Annotated in this window: 15 protein-coding genes; 5 read left to right on the forward strand and 10 right to left on the reverse strand. The window is 46.5% G+C overall.

The genetic code is table 11. The features are described from left to right. Positions 1-919: 919 nt before the first annotated feature. The 4 genes from ACXAD8_RS12500 to ACXAD8_RS12515 all read left to right on the forward strand — a co-directional run bounded on the left by ACXAD8_RS12500 (position 920) and on the right by ACXAD8_RS12515 (position 4,121). Positions 920-1,201: a hypothetical protein gene (locus ACXAD8_RS12500; protein ID WP_475229036.1), complete on the forward strand. Its 282-nt coding sequence runs from the start codon at positions 920-922 to the stop codon at positions 1,199-1,201. 12 nt (positions 1,202-1,213) lie between these two features. Then, the gene (locus ACXAD8_RS12505; RefSeq protein ID WP_475229038.1) at positions 1,214-1,429 is read left to right on the forward strand and encodes a DUF2970 domain-containing protein; all 216 of its coding nucleotides are present in this window, start codon (positions 1,214-1,216) and stop codon (positions 1,427-1,429) included. A 73-nt stretch (positions 1,430-1,502) separates the two neighbouring features. Next, positions 1,503-2,210 carry a nucleoside-binding protein gene (locus ACXAD8_RS12510; RefSeq protein ID WP_475229040.1) on the forward strand — a complete coding sequence of 236 codons (708 nt, stop codon included), beginning with the start codon at positions 1,503-1,505 and terminating at the stop codon, positions 2,208-2,210. A gap of 30 nt (positions 2,211-2,240) precedes the next feature. Then, on the forward strand, positions 2,241-4,121 hold the full coding sequence (locus ACXAD8_RS12515) for a methyl-accepting chemotaxis protein (RefSeq protein WP_475229043.1): 1,881 nt from the start codon (positions 2,241-2,243) through the stop codon (positions 4,119-4,121). An 8-nt stretch (positions 4,122-4,129) separates the two neighbouring features. Here the strand turns inward: ACXAD8_RS12515 and ACXAD8_RS12520 are convergent, their stop codons facing one another. The 10 genes from ACXAD8_RS12520 to pilM all read right to left on the reverse strand — a co-directional run bounded on the left by ACXAD8_RS12520 (position 4,130) and on the right by pilM (position 13,937). Continuing rightward, entirely contained in the window at positions 4,130-4,690 is a 561-nt protein-coding gene (locus ACXAD8_RS12520; RefSeq protein WP_475229045.1) for a hypothetical protein, read from the reverse strand. Between the two features lie 62 nt (positions 4,691-4,752). Further along, positions 4,753-5,580, reverse strand: a complete 828-nt coding sequence (locus ACXAD8_RS12525; protein WP_475229047.1) for a Dam family site-specific DNA-(adenine-N6)-methyltransferase — start codon at positions 5,578-5,580, stop codon at positions 4,753-4,755. Between the two features lie 67 nt (positions 5,581-5,647). Then, a complete protein-coding gene (locus ACXAD8_RS12530) occupies positions 5,648-7,639 on the reverse strand; it encodes an SPOR domain-containing protein (RefSeq protein WP_475229050.1) in 1,992 nt (663 codons plus the stop codon). A 41-nt stretch (positions 7,640-7,680) separates the two neighbouring features. Further along, on the reverse strand, positions 7,681-8,748 hold the full coding sequence (gene aroB, locus ACXAD8_RS12535; protein WP_475229052.1) for a 3-dehydroquinate synthase: 1,068 nt from the start codon (positions 8,746-8,748) through the stop codon (positions 7,681-7,683). Positions 8,749-8,772: 24 nt separating this feature from the next. After that, positions 8,773-9,288 (reverse strand): shikimate kinase AroK, encoded by a 516-nt coding sequence (gene aroK, locus ACXAD8_RS12540; protein WP_229530872.1) that lies wholly within the window; start codon positions 9,286-9,288, stop codon positions 8,773-8,775. Positions 9,289-9,448: 160 nt separating this feature from the next. Next, positions 9,449-11,179: a type IV pilus secretin PilQ gene (locus ACXAD8_RS12545; protein WP_475229056.1), complete on the reverse strand. Its 1,731-nt coding sequence runs from the start codon at positions 11,177-11,179 to the stop codon at positions 9,449-9,451. A 1-nt stretch (position 11,180) separates the two neighbouring features. After that, on the reverse strand, positions 11,181-11,711 hold the full coding sequence (locus ACXAD8_RS12550) for a pilus assembly protein PilP (protein ID WP_475229058.1): 531 nt from the start codon (positions 11,709-11,711) through the stop codon (positions 11,181-11,183). Next, positions 11,708-12,307, reverse strand: coding sequence for a type IV pilus inner membrane component PilO (locus ACXAD8_RS12555; protein ID WP_475229061.1), 600 nt, complete (start codon positions 12,305-12,307; stop codon positions 11,708-11,710). Before ACXAD8_RS12555 ends, ACXAD8_RS12550 begins: the two co-directional genes overlap by 4 nt. Beyond that, a complete protein-coding gene (locus ACXAD8_RS12560) occupies positions 12,304-12,891 on the reverse strand; it encodes a PilN domain-containing protein (RefSeq protein WP_475229063.1) in 588 nt (195 codons plus the stop codon). The genes ACXAD8_RS12555 and ACXAD8_RS12560 overlap by 4 nt, the downstream gene beginning before the upstream one ends. Beyond that, positions 12,879-13,937 (reverse strand): type IV pilus assembly protein PilM, encoded by a 1,059-nt coding sequence (gene pilM, locus ACXAD8_RS12565; RefSeq protein ID WP_475229066.1) that lies wholly within the window; start codon positions 13,935-13,937, stop codon positions 12,879-12,881. The genes ACXAD8_RS12560 and pilM overlap by 13 nt, the downstream gene beginning before the upstream one ends. Positions 13,938-14,257: 320 nt before the next feature. Between pilM and ACXAD8_RS12570 the strand changes: the two genes are divergently transcribed. Continuing rightward, the gene (locus ACXAD8_RS12570; RefSeq protein WP_475229068.1) at positions 14,258-16,861 is read left to right on the forward strand and encodes a penicillin-binding protein 1A; all 2,604 of its coding nucleotides are present in this window, start codon (positions 14,258-14,260) and stop codon (positions 16,859-16,861) included. Positions 16,862-16,879: the final 18 nt, after the last annotated feature.

The raw sequence follows: 16,879 nt of genomic DNA on the forward strand, positions 1-16,879 counted from the left end.
CCCCCCTTAAGAATCCCCCGCAGCCCCTGACGCGCAACAACATAAACTTCGCCATCAGAACAACGACGACCATCAATGACAGCACATCCCTGTGCTGAGCATTGAGTATACCAATAAGTGACGTTAAGCATGCTACTCAGTGGAAATTGAAACGGTTTTAGACAAGGCAGATGTTTACAGGTTTAATGGGTTAAATCAAAAACATCTAACGACGTATAAAACCGTTTCAAATCCATCGAAGACGCCATCTCAGCGGCTTACTTCTTTGTTGCCAACAGGGATGTTGGTAAGGGGCGAGAGCAGGATGCGTTAAGCTTTGCGTGAAATTCGAAAGACCACCAGTATTACTTCATTCACGCGCCTCGAATTAAGCTCGCTGATATGGCGCTGAGCGAATGCTTAACGTCACTTATTGGTATTTGCTATCATCCCTGATATCTCTCATCGTTGTTTTAACTGATGTCGCAGTTTATTGCGCGTAAAGGGAAAAAGGGTTTAGTACTTCGAACAAACTTTGACCTAACTGAATCCATATACGAGACAGTTTGGCTTTTTCTTAAAATGGAAATATTTAGATTCTGGACTTTATAACCACAAAATACCCGTTCATGCTCTCGTCCAGCGACTCCCACGCATTCAGATTCACTATCTCCATTCAGTTAAAATTCACCCCGTCCGATTAAACTTATATTTAGGTAATATTTTTCACTTGAGTGAACTTTTGTTACTGAAGTTGTCAAAAATTCCCGATGGTAATAATGCAGTTGTCGTAACTTATCTCCTGTTAATGGCCGCATTGCTGAGATAAACGACAGATTTTTAACGACCAACTTCCTCACTAAAAAGAGGTTCAGCAAGTATAATGAAACAAAGTGTTGCAAAACGGGTCGCGAATATGATCTCCTCAAGAAACCAAAAAATGTTGATACTCAGTACAGCATTAGTGGCTATGCTATCCTTTGCTGGCAATTTGGAAGACGAAGGTTTGCGCTTTTGTAGTTGCCCGGTGGACAGTAGTTTTGACAATTCACTGCCCATGAGTCATCCACAAAACCTCTGTGCCAAAGAGCAAGCAGCAGGCGTCAGTTGGGTTTCCTGGTTTTCCGGCAGCAGTGCCAGCAAACAATTTCATTATCTGGATTTATTGGAGCTATTGACAAGAGTTACCGACAGCGGTCAGGATAACAGCAGTAATAGTTAATTCGGAATGTCTGTGAGCAGTTCAGAGCCATCCAGTAAAACAGAAAAAGCCTCGTTATGGCAGGTAACCAAAAGCGTTGCTGCCAGCATGTTTGGTGTACAAACTCAAAAAAACCATCTGGCTGATTTTCAGCAAACTTCCTTCTTGCCCTATTTGTTAGTGGGCGTCGTTTTTGTATTAGCCTTTATTGCCACTCTCGTCATTGTTGTGAATATTGTTCTTTCCTGACACTTATTTGATTTTCTGACACTTTTCTACAACACTCATTTAAAGCAACCCCTTCTTTGGGACAGAGTAGAAAATGCTGTCAAAACAAAAAATCGCAAAGTGGTTTATTGCATGCTTACTCTTTTCAACACAGTCACAGGCCGAAAACCTGTGGTCTGACTTTAGTATTACAGCGCTGAAGGGCAGTAATTATCAGGTGGGTGATAATGACCGCACCGTGCTGACACTGGAGCACGCTTCAGGTAATAGCTGGGGTGATAGCTTTTTGTTTGTCGATCGCCTTGAGTCCGACGATGGCTTTACCGAAACCTATGGCGAACTGACGCTTCGCTACGCCTTATTCAACAGCGATGACTCACTGTTGAGTGGCGTTTATCTGGCGGGCTCTACGGAAATTGGCGACGGTTTCAGCAATTACCTCTATGGCATAGGTCTGGACATCGCAGTTCCGCATTTTAACTATTTTCAGGCCAATTTTTATTTGCGCAATAATGAATTCGCCAGACGCAGCGAGCAACTAACTCTGGTTTATGGCGTGCCATTAGGACCGCTCTATTTTGATGGTTTTATCGATATCGCCAGCGCCACCACAGATGACTTCGGCAACGCACAAAAGCGCCAGATAAATTTCACATCGCAATTAAAGTATGACCTGGCCCCGCACTTTGAACTCGATAATAAGCTTTTTGTGGGGATAGAGTATGTCTACTGGAACAATAAATTCGGGATCGATGGCGTGGATGAGCGCAATGTGAATTTGTTACTGAAATGGCACTTTTAGTTTGGCATTTAATTAAGGGGGCGAGAAGCAATGTTACTTAAGCACCAGGTGTATGCCAGCCTTATCGCGGCCGCCATATTACCCATTCTTATCTCATCTATTTTTGTGTCTTCAGGACTTAAGAATCACGCCAATGAAAAACTCAGTGAGACAGAACTTCCCACCGCAATGCGGGAACTCAGAAATGCCATTGAGCTGGAATTGACGCCACCGGTAATCATTTCCCAAAGTATCGCCCAAAACCAGCTTGTGATCGATTGGGTAACCCAGGGGGAGCCGACTGCTTTCAGACAAAATATTGTAAATTACCTGATGGATATCAAAAGGCGCAACGATGCTATTTCTGCTTACGTAGTGATTGGTGAATCCAGAAACTATTACAGTCAAGATGGTTTAGCCAGGACGTTAGATCCATCACAGGACCCTTGGTTTTACAGCTTTATAAACTCCGACAGACAGTTCGAACTCAGCTTCGACATAGACAAAGCCACCCAGAATCCTGTGGTATTTATCAATTATGTGATTGTCAGCAATGGCCGGCGAATCGGCATAGCCGGCATCGGCAAGGCCCTTTCTGACATGACGGATCTCATCAAAGGTTACAGTCTGGCCCAGACGGGTCAGGTGTATCTGATTGATGATGCCGGAGAGATCAAACTACACAGAAACAATGGCGAAATCGGCAAGAGAGTCAGCCTGCCAAAACCTATCAATCAGGGCTACAGCGTGATTGAAAAAGACGGTGAAAGCTTTGTTTCAGCGCGGGTGGAATTAAACTCCATCGACTGGCAACTGGTGGGGGAGATTCCTCAGGCGGAATTATATAAAAGTATTAACGAAGCCATATTCAAAATCTTCTTTATTGCCTCAATTGTGGCCGTCGCCGCCTTTTTCGCGGTCAAAGTCATCGCCGGTAAGATCTTCCGACCACTGGATAAAATTACCGACGCCATTACCGGCCTGGCAGAAAGAGAAGGTGATCTTACGGTACGCCTGCCGGAACACACCAATAACGAACTAGGCGTACTGGCCGGGGAAATTAATAAATTCATTGCCCGATTACAGGAAATGTTTAAAGAAGTCTCTGACAGTGCCACGGAGATTACGGCTATCGCAAATACGGTAAATCAAACTTCTGCTCAGGCCACCAAGGTATCCAAAAACCAATCCAACAGCACCCAAACCGTGGCAGCTGCGATTAACGAAATGGAGGCGACGGTAGCGCAGATATCCCACAATGCCCAACAAGCCTCTGGATTCGCTTCCGATGCTCAAAAAGAGCTTACCATTGGCAATAAAGACGCACAAAAATCTATCAAGGAAATGACCACCCTATCGGATTCCATGGAGACCGCGGTTAAGAGTGTTAAGGAACTGTCAGAAGAAATCGCGTCCATTACTCATGTGCTAGAGGTTATACGAGGCATATCCGAGCAAACCAATCTGTTGGCATTAAACGCCGCTATTGAAGCCGCCCGTGCCGGAGAGCAAGGCCGGGGATTTGCAGTAGTGGCAGATGAGGTACGCAGTTTAGCCAAACGCACTTCCGACTCCACCGAAGAAATTAATGAAATGGTGGGCCGGCTAAACGCCAAGGCATCGGATTCTGTAACTGCCATTGAGAATGGCAGAGAGTCCACCAGAGCGAATGTGGAACTGGTAAACAATTCCGGACGTAAGATGATGGATGCCTTTGATGTGGTGGGTGAAATCAGCCAGATCAACGAACAGGTAGCGCACGCCACCAGTGAGCAACAACTGGCTACTGCAGAAATCAACACCAATGTGCTGACCATTTCCAACGACGCCCATGAAACCCAGGCGCTGATGGAAGACGCCCAGCAAGCCATTCAGGAGTTACATGGCCTGACCTCGAAGCTGAGTCAGCTTATTGCCAAATTCAAGCTGTAATACGAGTGTTATACCGAAGGCAGCGACTGGTTAAACAAACCAGCACCGATGTTATAGACAAAATAAAGCGAGACTAACCAGTGCCACCAGGCGCTCTCAGTGCGTATACACACATACAACAACACACAAGCAATCAGTTGACTGGCGATGAACAGCAGATTCTGTTGCCCAAACAAAAAGTACAAAATGGTGGGTACGCTAAGCAAATATGCTGAAAACATACCAAAGAAAATGTAGCGATTAGCGCGATAAAATTGCCAAAGATCACAGTGCTCACGGATACGACTGGGTAATGCCGCGGTACTGAACAGAAAGGTAAAGGTAGGCAGTACACTTAAAATCAGCAGCTTACCGGCACTATCAATGACAAAAGCTTCAATGATCTGAAAAAAAGCCCACCAGCCGTTGATGATCGCCAAAAAACAAACAAAAGCCCAGATCAGCGGTATAGCGTGAAAGGTAACCCGTTGCCGCTCTTCAACCAGGCGATAACCGCTGGACAGCAAATCAGCCATCGCAATACCATAAATAATACTGATAAAAGGTATAATGTAGTCAATTTGTTCCATAAATCGCTCTTTGCCCCTGATGATGCACTGCATCCAAAACAGGTTTAATAATAGACCAGCTATTATTTAACGCTATTGTACACCGCCAATAGTTCCGCCACTTTTTTGCGATTGTCGCCATTTTGGCTGATAAAGCGGGCTACGGAAAGTTTGCGCAGTTTGGCGGGTTTGTATATCCGGCGGGTAAAGGGCGTATCATGATTGCTCACCAACACAAAACGGCCTAGCTTTTCACTAACGTGCAGCGCCAGTTCTGCCAACTCTTCCTGCAAATCCAGGCTAAAGCCTTGCTTGGCGTAAGAGGTAAAATAAGCGGTTTCACTGACCGGAGCATAAGGTGGATCACAGTAAATTACTGAATCATCCGGTGACTGCAACATAACCTGCTGAAAAGGCAGACAGGTAAAGGTAGCTCTGGCGGCCTTTTGTGCAAAGTGTTGTAGTTCTTTTTTGGGGAAATAAGGTGCCTTATAGCGACCAAATGGCACGTTGAATTTACCAGACAGATTGTATCGACACAGACCGTTGTACCCATGGCGATTCAGATACAAAAACAGTACCGAGCGTTCAAACGGATCAGTGCTGTCGTTAAACCGTTCTCGCTGCTGATAAAACACCGCTTCCTGATTGAATTGAGGCGTGAAATAAGGCTCGGCTTCGGTGATAAAGTGTGCGCTGTCGGTTTGCAGAATCTTGTAAAGATTAATCAGATCTTCATTAATGTCATTGAGATGATATGCCTCAAACTCAGAATTCAAAAACACTGAGCCAGCACCCACAAATGGCTCCACCAGCACTTTGGCTTTAGGTAGCTCTTTGTTGATCTTTTCAATGAGGCTATATTTGCCTCCGGCCCATTTTAAAAATGCCCGGTGTTTCGATTGTGGCATGCTGTTATTATTATCTGGCTTAGATCTCTAGAGGCTGGGATTGTACCTTACTGAAAAAAAATTACAGCTAGTTAACCGTGATTTCATTGCGTACCTGACTGATAGCCTTAGCAAACGGTGTGGAAGGGCCAAATTTTTCCGGTAAAGATTCAGCTGCAGCGCGGGCGGCATCTAAACTTGCAAAACTCTGTTTCACCAGCACCACAAACCAGTCACCGCCGTAGCGTTGGGTTTTGTACACCCAGACATCGTTGAGCAACTGATTATCCACCAGAAACTCCTGCAATAAAGCTTCAGTACTAATTCCAGACACCTGCAACACAAAATTGCTGTCAGCCTGTTCCAGTAATACCGGTTCGTGATACTGATACCGAGTTGGGATTACTTCGGGGGCAGCCTGAGAGCCGGATTCAATAGGCTGAAAACTGGTAATGTCTTCTACCGGATAATCGTTGACGTTCGTTGTATCGGCAGCCGTTTCCTGATTAAGCAGGTCGGTTTCAGATACATTTGTCGTGGTAGTTACTCGCGGTGTCGCCGGCTCAACAGCTGCAGAAGCTGTCTCTGAGAACTCATTATTAGCCTGGCTGGCAGGTGATGGTTCAATACTTGTTTCTTGCTGAGCAACGCTAGTTTCTTCAGAGGAACTTACCCTATCCACTTCTTGAGCCTGCTGTGCTGTTTGCGCTGTCGCAGCAGATGAAGCGCCCTCAACTGCGACACTACTTTCTGTGGCATCCGTATTGTTAACCAGTGAGTTAGTGGCTTCTGAGTTATTGACTTCAGTATTCAGCATTTCCAACGCTACCAGGGCATCCATAACAGCAGTGCTTAACTCTGCATCTGCGCTGCTCATTGGCTGCGTCTGTTGTAGCTGCGCTGATTGTGCCGATGGTTGCTGACCTGGCACCTTACTATCGCGGTCGGCTTTGTTGGTCTGCTGAGCAGGCAATTTGCCGGTATCCCGTAACTGCTTTAATTGTTCAGCACTGATATCGACAATGTACTCAGAACTGGGGGAATCCGGGCTTTGCTTTGTAAAAGTATTCACCACAATGGCTTGTGTAGCAGTTTCAACATTTTCCTGATCAACCTCTGCGCTGGTCTCAGTTAATGCCTCATCTTTGGCATCCAGACGTTGCATAGCATCGCTGAAGTTAGCCGCTACCCGTTGATTGTCGGAAGAGTTCACCGCAATGTCGTCGTTGTTTTCTTCGTTGGCTAAAGCTACGGCTTCCTGCAATGACAGTCCGGCGGTTTCAACACTATCTTCGCTGTTGTCCTGATTGCTTTCTGGTTTGGACTGAAATAAAAACTGACTAAACTCTGTCACTGCCGCTGAAGTAACATCAAAATACTGCCAGATAAGAATCGATGAAAAGCTCAGTACAAAAGCCATCGCCAGGGCCAGTTTAACCCACCACTTTTGCAAGGGTGCGGTGCCCAGAGCAGGTCGGCTGGCGCGACTTTTCATGCGTTCCTGAAACAGTTTTCGACGATTTGCGATAAGTTCGTCTAAATCGCCTTCGACTTCCGTTTCTTCGTCATACTCAAGGGTCTGAGTGGTCAGCAAAACGGGTTTGTCGTTGTTGTTGGTGGGTAGCCAGGATTTCACATCTTCCGCCCAAAAATGGTCACCGAACATCAGAATATTGATTTGTTCGCCGTTGCGCGCAAAGCGATTTTGCAACACCAGATCCCACAGCTCCCGCAGAACGTCTTCAGGGATATCTTCGGCACTGGTTATGGCAATAAGCACCGGCTCAGCTTTGTTATCGCGAGCGGCAAACGCCTGTACTAAAGATTGGTTGCGCTGCCAGCTGCAATGCAGTTGCTCTGCCAGTAATTGCCGATAGTAGTTATCGCTCTTACCTTTGCGGGCATTTATCAGTGCGACATTGGCCTGCTGACTTTGCTGGCCCAGAAACGCTTCCACAAAGCCCTGCTGTACAGCCACATCTTCACCGGTAATAAATACCATTTGTGAAGAATGGGCTACCAGATATTCCAATCTCTGGGAAATATCTGTGTATTCGGTTAGCAGGGTAGAATGTCTCATTTTTTCAATTTGTTAGCTATTCAGCATAAACCTGTTCGATGTTAGTTTAAAACGTCTCGCAACAGCTGTTCGTCGATGTCAGAAGTCACCACCGCCTGCCCAATTCCTTGCGGAATGATAAAGCGTATTTGTCCGGCTTCCACTTTTTTATCATGCTGCATATGACGTATAAACGCATCATAGCCCATAGAATCCGGCGCAGAAATCGGTAAATCAAAAGCCGCATGTAGATCAGTGATGCGACTAACTTCTGACACTGTTAACCAGCCTTTTTTCTGTGCAACAACTGAAGCAATAATAGTGCCAGCAGAAACAGCCTCGCCGTGTAACCAGTTGCCATAACCCTGTTCGGCTTCAATCGCATGTCCAAAAGTATGGCCCAAATTCAGTAAAGCGCGCAGTCCTTTTTCTCGTTCGTCCTGTGCCACAATTTCAGCCTTAATCTGACAACAGCGATAAATCATCTTTTGCAAAGTAGCAGAATCCAAAGCCTTAATGGCTTCAAGGTTGTTTTCCAGCCAGGCAAAAAACTCTGCATCGTAAATAATGCCGTATTTGATAACTTCTGCCATACCGGCGGCAAACTCTCTGGCCGGAAGTGTTTTCAGCGTTTCGGTGTCGATAATCACCGCTTTGGGCTGGTAAAAAGCACCTATCATATTTTTACCCAAGGCGTGGTTTACCGCAGTTTTACCGCCGACACTGGAATCCACCTGAGATAATAAAGTGGTGGGCACCTGGATAAAGGGAATTCCACGTTGAAAACTGGCAGCTACAAAACCGGTCAAATCACCAATTACACCGCCTCCTAATGCCAGCAAGGTGGCATCTCTGGCGGCATGGCGCTGCAATAACTCACCAATCACGGTTTCCATGGTTTGCAAGGTTTTATACTCTTCACCGTCTGGCACCTGGATAAACTGCACGTCGATGCCAGTTAATGCGGCGCATAACTTGTCAGCCCACAGGGCGTAAACCGTTGGATTGGTAACCACAAAAACTTGTTGGGTTTTCAGGAAGTCTCGAATGAGGTGTGCTTGTGAAAGAGAATTTTCGGAAATGGTTATGGGGTAGCTACGCTCCCCCAACTCTACTGTTAAGGTCGACATGCGCGCTCCCCCCAAATGGTATTTTTATAAGCCGATTTTACTAATAATCGCGTTAGCTACTGCACGAGCGCTTTGATCGTCGGTTTGCACCGTGTAATCGGCAATTTCTTCGTACAATGGATTGCGTTCTCCGGCCAAATCTTTCAATACGGCTTCGGGATCATTATTTTGCAACAACGGACGGCGTTTATCACGTTGAGTTCTGGCTACTTGTTTATCAATCGTGGTTTCCAGATACACCACAATACCGCGTGCCGATAAACGGTTTCTGACGGCATTACGCACCACAGAACCACCGCCTGTCGCCAGAACGATACCTTGTTTTTCAGTTAAATCAGTGATGACAGACTCTTCTCTATCGCGAAAACCTTCTTCGCCTTCAATATCAAACACCCAGGAAATATCGGCGCCAGTGCGCTTCTCGATTTCCTGGTCTGAGTCATAAAATTCTAAATGTAATTCGTCTGCCAGATGTCTGCCAATGGTACTTTTGCCAGCCCCCATCGGCCCAATTAAAAAAATGTTTCTTTTTTCGGCCATTTTATCTACGTCAACAATCTAAAAAAATGGAAATTCCAACCTCGCTCGATTTTCGAGAGCGGGATTATCTCAGTTACAGGCGCGATTTGGCAACCCTTTTGCTTGCCTTATCTTCAGTTTGCTTAAAACAATCCGCCAGTTATGGGGCTATTTTTTTGCTTTACAAGGTATCAGTGAGAATTTTTGGGGTGACGAAGATCAAAAGCTCCCGTTTGTCGTTAACTTGCTGACTCTGTTTAAACAGATTTCCTACTACTGGTAAGTCGCCTAACAAAGGCACTTTGGTATCGGCATCCGAAATGGTTTGCTGGAAAATACCGCCCAACACTATGGTTTCGCCATTTTCCACCAGCACCTGAGTGGAGATTTCCTGCGTATCAATGGCCACCGCCGGCCCCGTAGGCGTCGACACTGTCTCGCCACGGGTGTCCTGAGTTACCACCAAATCAAGGATAATGCGATTATCCGGGGTAATATGCGGCGTTACCATCATACTCAACACCGCTTTTTTGAATTCCACCGAAGTTGCACCGCTGGAGGTGGCCTGTACATAGGGAATTTCAGTACCCTGTTCGATGTAAGCTTCGTGTTGATTAGCCACAGTAATTCTGGGACTGGCGATGATTTCACCTTTATTCTCAGTTTCCAGCGCTGACAACTCCAAATCCAAAATGGTGCCATCCACCAGGCGAGCCACCGTAAATCCGATACGCCCTGCCGGCGAGTTTACCGGGAGGTTTACATTTAACCTGTCATCGATTGCCGGTATTGTGCCACCGGCTATTGAATCAGCGGCTTCCAGTGAACCAGACACTCCATCTTCATCCTGACGATCACTAAAGCCCCAGCGCACGCCGAACTGCTCATCGACACCATCCCGTACCGTCACCATGCGCGATTCAATTAATACCTGGCGCACCGGTATATCCAGTATTTCAATCATTTCCAGGGCATCGGCGATAGAATCATTTGAATCTTTAATGATCAGGGTATTGGTGCGCTCATCAACCGTAACATTGCCTCTGGCACTAAGCACACTACCTTCGCTGGATTTGAGGATCAGTGCCAACTCTGAGGCTTTGGCATAGTTAATTTGCACGTGACGGGTACTCAGAGGAGCAAGATCAGCGGCCTGTTTTTGGGTTTGTAAAATCTGCGCTTCACGCGCAGCTAATTCTTCCGCAGGTGCCACTAATAGAATGTTACCTTCCATGCGCTGATCCAGGCCTTTGATACGCAAAATCATACTCAGCGCCTGATCCCAGGGCACATCCGTGAGACTAATAGTGACGTTTCCGGTCACTGAATCAGTAGTTACCAGGTTGAAGCCGTTTACCTGGGCGATGATTTGTAATACCTGGCGCACCGGGACATCCTGGAAATCTAACGAGATCGGCTCACCGGAAAACTGGGCCTGGTATTGCGCTTCCTGATCATTGGCTTTTATCTCACTGACCTGAATTTTCAGCAATTTGCCGTCTTTTTCATGGCGATGCGTAAAATCTCCCGCCATTTCAATAACTATGGAGGATTGCGTGGCATCCTGAAAGGTCTCTACAAACTGAATTGGGGTGGTAAACTCCGACACATTGAGACGCATCAGCTGCCCTTCCCCCAATCGGGTACCATGTAAATTCACGTGCAACAACTTGCTCTCTCTGGACATCAACACCTGAAACTCTGCCGAATCGAACTCGATCAACAATTCGCCGGTGTTGTCGGGCAGTTGTTGAAATTCAATGTTGGTCAGTACGGAATGCGCTGATGCTTTGGAAGAAGGTGCCGGATCCACCAGGCGAACATCGTTTTGCTGTGCAATCGTCGCGGGAATACAAAACAACAAAGCAACGGTGATTATCCCCAAATTGAAAAATGATTTGCTAATACCCATGTTATAAATCTCCGGAGCCGTTTGATATTGTTATTCTCGAGCTTTTTGCCTGCCAACATCCCGCGCCGTCGGGTAATTGCTCGGTAAAGTACACGGCATTTTCGCTGATACGCGTTATTTTCCCAAAAAATAATCCCAGATGGTCACCCACTGTCGCCCTGTGCAAGCTTCCATCATTTGCGGTAATAAGTGCCCATTTTTGCCCTTTACTGGTAAAGAATCCCTGGATGCTTAAAGCATCGGTGCCGTAGGCTTCCAGTGGATCCTTGGGACGTCGAATATCCGGCTGAGAGCAATTGCCGGTGGTCTGATCCTGCAATGCCAAATCCTGATTTCTCGGTCTGCTAAAAGGGCTTCTTTCATCCTGCGCAGCATAGACAAACGCTGGCACAGGTTTAAATTCCGGGTAAGGCTCAATCGGTGGCGGTGTTGAGGTCTGTACGGTAGCAATAAATTGCTGTAGATCCGAGGTATCCGCAGCACAGCCACTCAACATGATTACAATACCAATCCCCAGTGCGCGCCTGATCATTGACCTTCCACCTCAGGTGTTGCACGGTAAGTTTTCGCCGCCATTGTCAGTCGTAGTTCTTGCGGTGAAGTGACCATTTCAAAATCATGCACAGTGACAATTCTGGGCAAACTGGCAATGGCTGAAAGGAATTCGCCAAACTCGTGATATTCACCATTGACTTCAATGCGAATTGGCAACTCTGTGTAAAACTCTTTGGGGATCTCATTTTCCCAGTTAATGCCTTTAAAGGTCAGCCCCGACGAAGTCCCTACCAGAGTGATGTCATCTAACAATCCTGGCGTTTCATTGTTGGTGGGCAAAGACTTCACCACTTTTTGAAAATCCAGCTTTAAGCGCTCCAATTGTTGCTCATAGGCTTCCAGATTGGCCGCAATCAGGTATTTGGCTTCATAGGTGCCCCTGAGTTCAAATTCTCGTTTTTGCTCACTATCGAGGATGGGAAGTTTGTCTTTCACCAGGAAGTAAAATGCGCCACCTCCCACCATTAGGCAAACCATTAAAGCAAACACCGTTTTAACCTCAAAAGGCCAGTAAGCGATTTGCTCAAAGTCCAGATCATTCATTTCCTTGAGTTTTGCGAAATCAAACTTCATTGGGCTTGCTCCGCTTCACTCAAACTCACCAGGGGGGGTGCAATTTTAGGACTAATCATAAAAGTCAGTTTAAAGTCACTAACCGCTTCGGTTGTGCTGGTATCGGCCACAACGGATGACAGATCATTACCCACAAATACTGGTGAATTTTCCAGCCGACGCATAAAATCAGCCAGGCGGTTATTAGATTCACTGACGCCAATAATCTCGATGCGATTTTGTTTGCGATTCAGTTGCTTAAATGCAATGCCGGGCGGCACCAGGGTGGCCAGCTCGTTCAGTACAATAGGACTGACATTTCTATGTTCCTGCAATTGTTGAATCAGAGAAATGCGCTTTTCAATGTTTTCCTTTTGTTTTTTGATAGTAGCTATTTTTCCGATTCGCACGTCCAGAATCGCCAACTCTTTTTCCAGAAATTGATTGCGTTGTTGCTGGTTTTTAATCAGATTATCCAGAAAGCTACCAATGCCCAGTACCAATCCCACCGCCAACAGAGCACAAAACGCCAATGTCGCCAGGTACATTTGTTTTTGCTTTTCTCTTTGCTTTTCACGCCAGGGCAGTAAATTTATGTATGACATGTCGAGAAACCTCTCCATGCCAGCCCTGCGGCAACGGCAAACTGTGCACCGTAGAATTCATCGAGACTGACATTCTTTGCGGTATCCATGTGCTGCAACGGTTCGAATAAAGCAATATCAATATTCATATCCATCGCCAGATCTTCAACAACCCCTTCTAATATGGTCGCTCCACCTGACATGTATATTTTTTGTGGCAATTCTGCATTAAAACTAGTGACGTAAAGCTGCAAAATACGGTTTATTTGCATTTGCAAGGTAGATAAAAATTGTGGGTAGAGTAAATCCCGCCAGGTGTCGGGTAAATCCCCTGAAATGAGGCCTTTCTGAACATCATTAATGCCCAAGTTAAAACTGGCAGCAATTTCATTGGCTAACATATCAGTACCAAAAGCCAACTCCCGGCTCAGGATCACCTGTTTTCCCCGAATTACCGTTAACTGTAATTGTGCGGCTCCCACATTGAGACAAAAAACCGCCTCTTCTTCAGAAAACTGACCAAAATTCACCAAGGCGTTTCCCAGTGCATACCCCTCAATATCCATGATCTTTACTTCGAAATCCACCTCACGGGATATCAGAGTGCGATTTTCCACTATGTTCTTATGGGCAACGCTGAGCAGGATATCTGCGCGGCCGGGCTTGCGGGCACAGGGACCGATTTCTTCAAAGTCCATGTAGACTTCGTTGAGCGGGTATGGAATTAAACTGTCGGCCTCAATTTCTATCTGGGCTTCTAAATCGATATCACTCAGGCCCAGTTCCATATCAACAATCTTGGTGAGCACCGTTGAGCCGGAAATAGCGATTGCAATATTTTTTACGTTAGTTTGCAGTGCTTTGCGAACCTTTTTAAGAGCGTGGTTGACGGCGTCGTAATCTTTGATTTCTCGCTCTTGCATGACATTGCCATAAATGGGCTCGCAGGCGATTGCGTCAATACTAAAGCGTTTGCCTTTCTGAGATAACAACAAGGCTTTGACATAGCGACTCCCTATGTCGACCCCCAAAATTTGCTTTTTATTGTTTCCTATACTCAGATTCAAGCTATTGTCTCTTTTCTGTGCTCAATAGAATCATAGATTAAATTTAACCAGATGTAACAAAAATAGTTAGCTGCAGGCAAACTAACGTATTAATTTATATGCATTTCATCGTATTTTTTCAGTAATTCTTTAATTTAGTCGCCAAATTGGCAATATGCACCAATAACTGAGCTGCTAAATTGTGAACAATTACTCAAAGCTTAATGCGCAGGAAGTTTCAATAAGAGTGGGTTTTAAGATAAAATGCCGAGCTCGTCATTGAGTCTCTTGAATAACTCTGGCATTGCCAGACACAGAACGACGCGGGATAACGCCAAAACGTGAGTAAATTCTTAAAATACGTCATTAGTATCTTTGCACTGGGGTCAATATTTGCGGTGGTGACCATTGCCGGATTATATTTTTATATTCGCGCCGATCTGCCCAGTGTGGAAGTGCTCAAAGACGTCAAACTGCAGACCCCTATGCAGATCTTCACCCGTGATGGCAGACTCATTTCTCAATACGGTGTCAAACGTCGTATCCCGGTGACGCTGGATGAAGTGCCACAACAGTTAATAGACGCTATCCTGGCCACCGAAGACAGCCGTTTTTACGAACATCCAGGTATCGATCCCATAGGTATTATGCGAGCCGCCTTTAACCTGATGATCACCGGTCAATTGAGCCAGGGGGGTAGTACCCTCACCATGCAATTGGCCCGCGGCTTTTTCCTGACCCGTGATAAAACCTTTATACGTAAGCTAAAAGAAATCTTTATCGCCTGGCACATTGAACGAGTACTCACCAAAGATGAGATTTTATCTCTGTATATCAATAAAGTAGAACTGGGGCATCGCGCCTTTGGTTTCGGCGCAGCCGCTCAGGTGTATTATGGAAAGGGACTGAATGAGCTGAGCCTGGCACAAATTGCCACTCTGGCGGGATTGCCCAAAGCCCCTTCCACCATGAACCCTATCAGTCGCCCGGAGCGCTCGGTTAACCGTCGCAAAGTAGTTCTGGGCAGAATGCTCAACGAAAACTTTATCTCCAGAGAGCAATATGAAAGCGCCGCCCTTGAGCCGGTCACAGCCAAACTACACGGGGCAGAAATCGAATTAGATGCGCCCTATCTGGCCAATGTCATCTACAACGAAATGACCGCGCTCTATGGCAAAGAAGAAGCCGAAACCGGCGGCTATAAAGTATACGCCACTGCCAGCTACGACATGCAAAAAGCCGCCATCGAGGCGTTGCGACAAAACCTGCATGATTATGATGAAAGACATGGATATCGCGGTGCTATTACCCAACTATGGCGTAAATCCCCCGCGCAAAACGACCCCAATAAAGATAACTTTGTGCCAGACATGGCCTGGACTGAACAACAAATCGCCAGCCACCTCAGAAGTTTCTCAACTTATGGCCCCCTCATTCCAGCCGTGGTCACCGATGTGTTTGAGCAGGCTATAGCAGTCATTGACAAAACCGGTGCTTATCGCCGTATTGAATGGGATGGCCTGGCTTGGGCACGGCCGTACATCACGGATACCCGCCAAGGCAATCCACCTGACATTGCCAGTGATATCCTTCAGGAAGGTGCGTTAATCTGGATCCGACAACGCAATGAAGATCAGCGCTGGCAACTTTCGCAATTTCCAGAAGCCAGTAGTGCATTGATCGCCTTAGATCCCAACAATGGTGCGGTACGTGCTCTGGTAGGCGGCTATAGCTTTTATCAGAGCCAGTTTAACAGAGCCACCCAGGCAAAACGTCAGGTGGGTTCAAATATCAAACCCTTTTTATACTCTGCAGCGTTGGATCAGGGCTATACCATAGCCTCCATTATAAATGATGCGCCAATCAATCAATGGGATCGCAGTTCCGGCCGGGCGTGGCGTCCAGCCAACTCGCCAGCGGTATATGACGGCCCCATCAGAATGCGTATCGCGCTGGGTAAATCGAAAAACGTCGTAGCGGTGCGCTTATTGCGTGCCGTGGGCATTGATAACGTCAGAAACCACATGCGAAAATTTGGTTTTCAGATGGAAGATTTACCGCGTGATGAATCACTGTCATTGGGTTCGGCTTCAATTACCCCTCTGGAAGTAGCCAACGGTTTTGCCACCATCGCCAATGGAGGCTATGCCGTGGAGCCGCACTTTATCGAACGCATAGAAGGCCAGTATGGTGAATATGTGTGGCAAGCCAACCCTGTTACCGCCTGCCCGGTTTGTGAAGAAACCGAAGGCCTGACTGCACAAATCAGTACCCCCATTCCGGGTGATGCACCAAATCACCAAACCGTACTTAGCCCGCTACCACCTCAGGCGGAGCAAGTGGTATCCGGTCAAAATACCTTTTTAGTCTCTGAAATGCTGCGAACCGCCATCACTGGTAGTGGCAGTGTCAGAAATAAAACCTACTGGCGCGGCACAGGTTGGCGGGCTAACTCGTTATTAAGACGCAAAGACTTAGCTGGAAAAACCGGTACCACCAACGATTCGAAAGATACCTGGTTTAGTGGATTTCATCCGGATTTGGTAGCCACTAGCTGGGTTGGTTTTGATGATGCCAGTCGATCGCTGGGAAGAACGGCCGCATATCCCTACCTGATCCGCAATAATCCTCATAACACCACGATTATTGGCAATGCCATGCAAGGTGGTGAAGATGGTGCGAAAGCCGCACAACCGGCCTGGATCCGGTTTATGGAAAGTGCCCTTAAGGATGTACCGGAAGTTAGCGGTACCATACCTGAGAACATCGTTTCTGTGCGAATTGACAGAACCACCGGCAAACTAACCAGCCGCACCGATCACACCTCGCGCTTTGAGTATTTTATCGCTGGCACAGAACCCACCGAATGGGTAGCCGAGCACGAAATTGTTGATCAAACCACAGACGAACAACAGACACCTTCAATGGAAGATGAGATCTTTTAAACACAATTTTGCCGGTAG

This window comes from Planctobacterium sp. AWH2_060 (genome assembly GCF_056158425.1).

What these genes read in the sequence shown, in the direction of transcription:
- ACXAD8_RS12525 (WP_475229047.1), bottom strand. Translation starts at nt 5,580, where the DNA reads ATGCCACAATCGAAACACCGGGCATTTTTAAAATGGGCCGGAGGCAAA.
- ACXAD8_RS12520 (WP_475229045.1), bottom strand. Translation starts at nt 4,690, where the DNA reads ATGGAACAAATTGACTACATTATACCTTTTATCAGTATTATTTATGGT.
- ACXAD8_RS12515 (WP_475229043.1), top strand. Translation starts at nt 2,241, where the DNA reads ATGTTACTTAAGCACCAGGTGTATGCCAGCCTTATCGCGGCCGCCATA.
- ACXAD8_RS12545 (WP_475229056.1), bottom strand. Translation starts at nt 11,179, where the DNA reads ATGGGTATTAGCAAATCATTTTTCAATTTGGGGATAATCACCGTTGCT.
- aroB (WP_475229052.1), bottom strand. Translation starts at nt 8,748, where the DNA reads ATGTCGACCTTAACAGTAGAGTTGGGGGAGCGTAGCTACCCCATAACC.
- ACXAD8_RS12550 (WP_475229058.1), bottom strand. Translation starts at nt 11,711, where the DNA reads ATGATCAGGCGCGCACTGGGGATTGGTATTGTAATCATGTTGAGTGGC.
- ACXAD8_RS12555 (WP_475229061.1), bottom strand. Translation starts at nt 12,307, where the DNA reads ATGAAGTTTGATTTCGCAAAACTCAAGGAAATGAATGATCTGGACTTT.
- aroK (WP_229530872.1), bottom strand. Translation starts at nt 9,288, where the DNA reads ATGGCCGAAAAAAGAAACATTTTTTTAATTGGGCCGATGGGGGCTGGC.
- ACXAD8_RS12560 (WP_475229063.1), bottom strand. Translation starts at nt 12,891, where the DNA reads ATGTCATACATAAATTTACTGCCCTGGCGTGAAAAGCAAAGAGAAAAG.
- ACXAD8_RS12500 (WP_475229036.1), top strand. Translation starts at nt 920, where the DNA reads ATGTTGATACTCAGTACAGCATTAGTGGCTATGCTATCCTTTGCTGGC.
- ACXAD8_RS12510 (WP_475229040.1), top strand. Translation starts at nt 1,503, where the DNA reads ATGCTGTCAAAACAAAAAATCGCAAAGTGGTTTATTGCATGCTTACTC.
- ACXAD8_RS12530 (WP_475229050.1), bottom strand. Translation starts at nt 7,639, where the DNA reads ATGAGACATTCTACCCTGCTAACCGAATACACAGATATTTCCCAGAGA.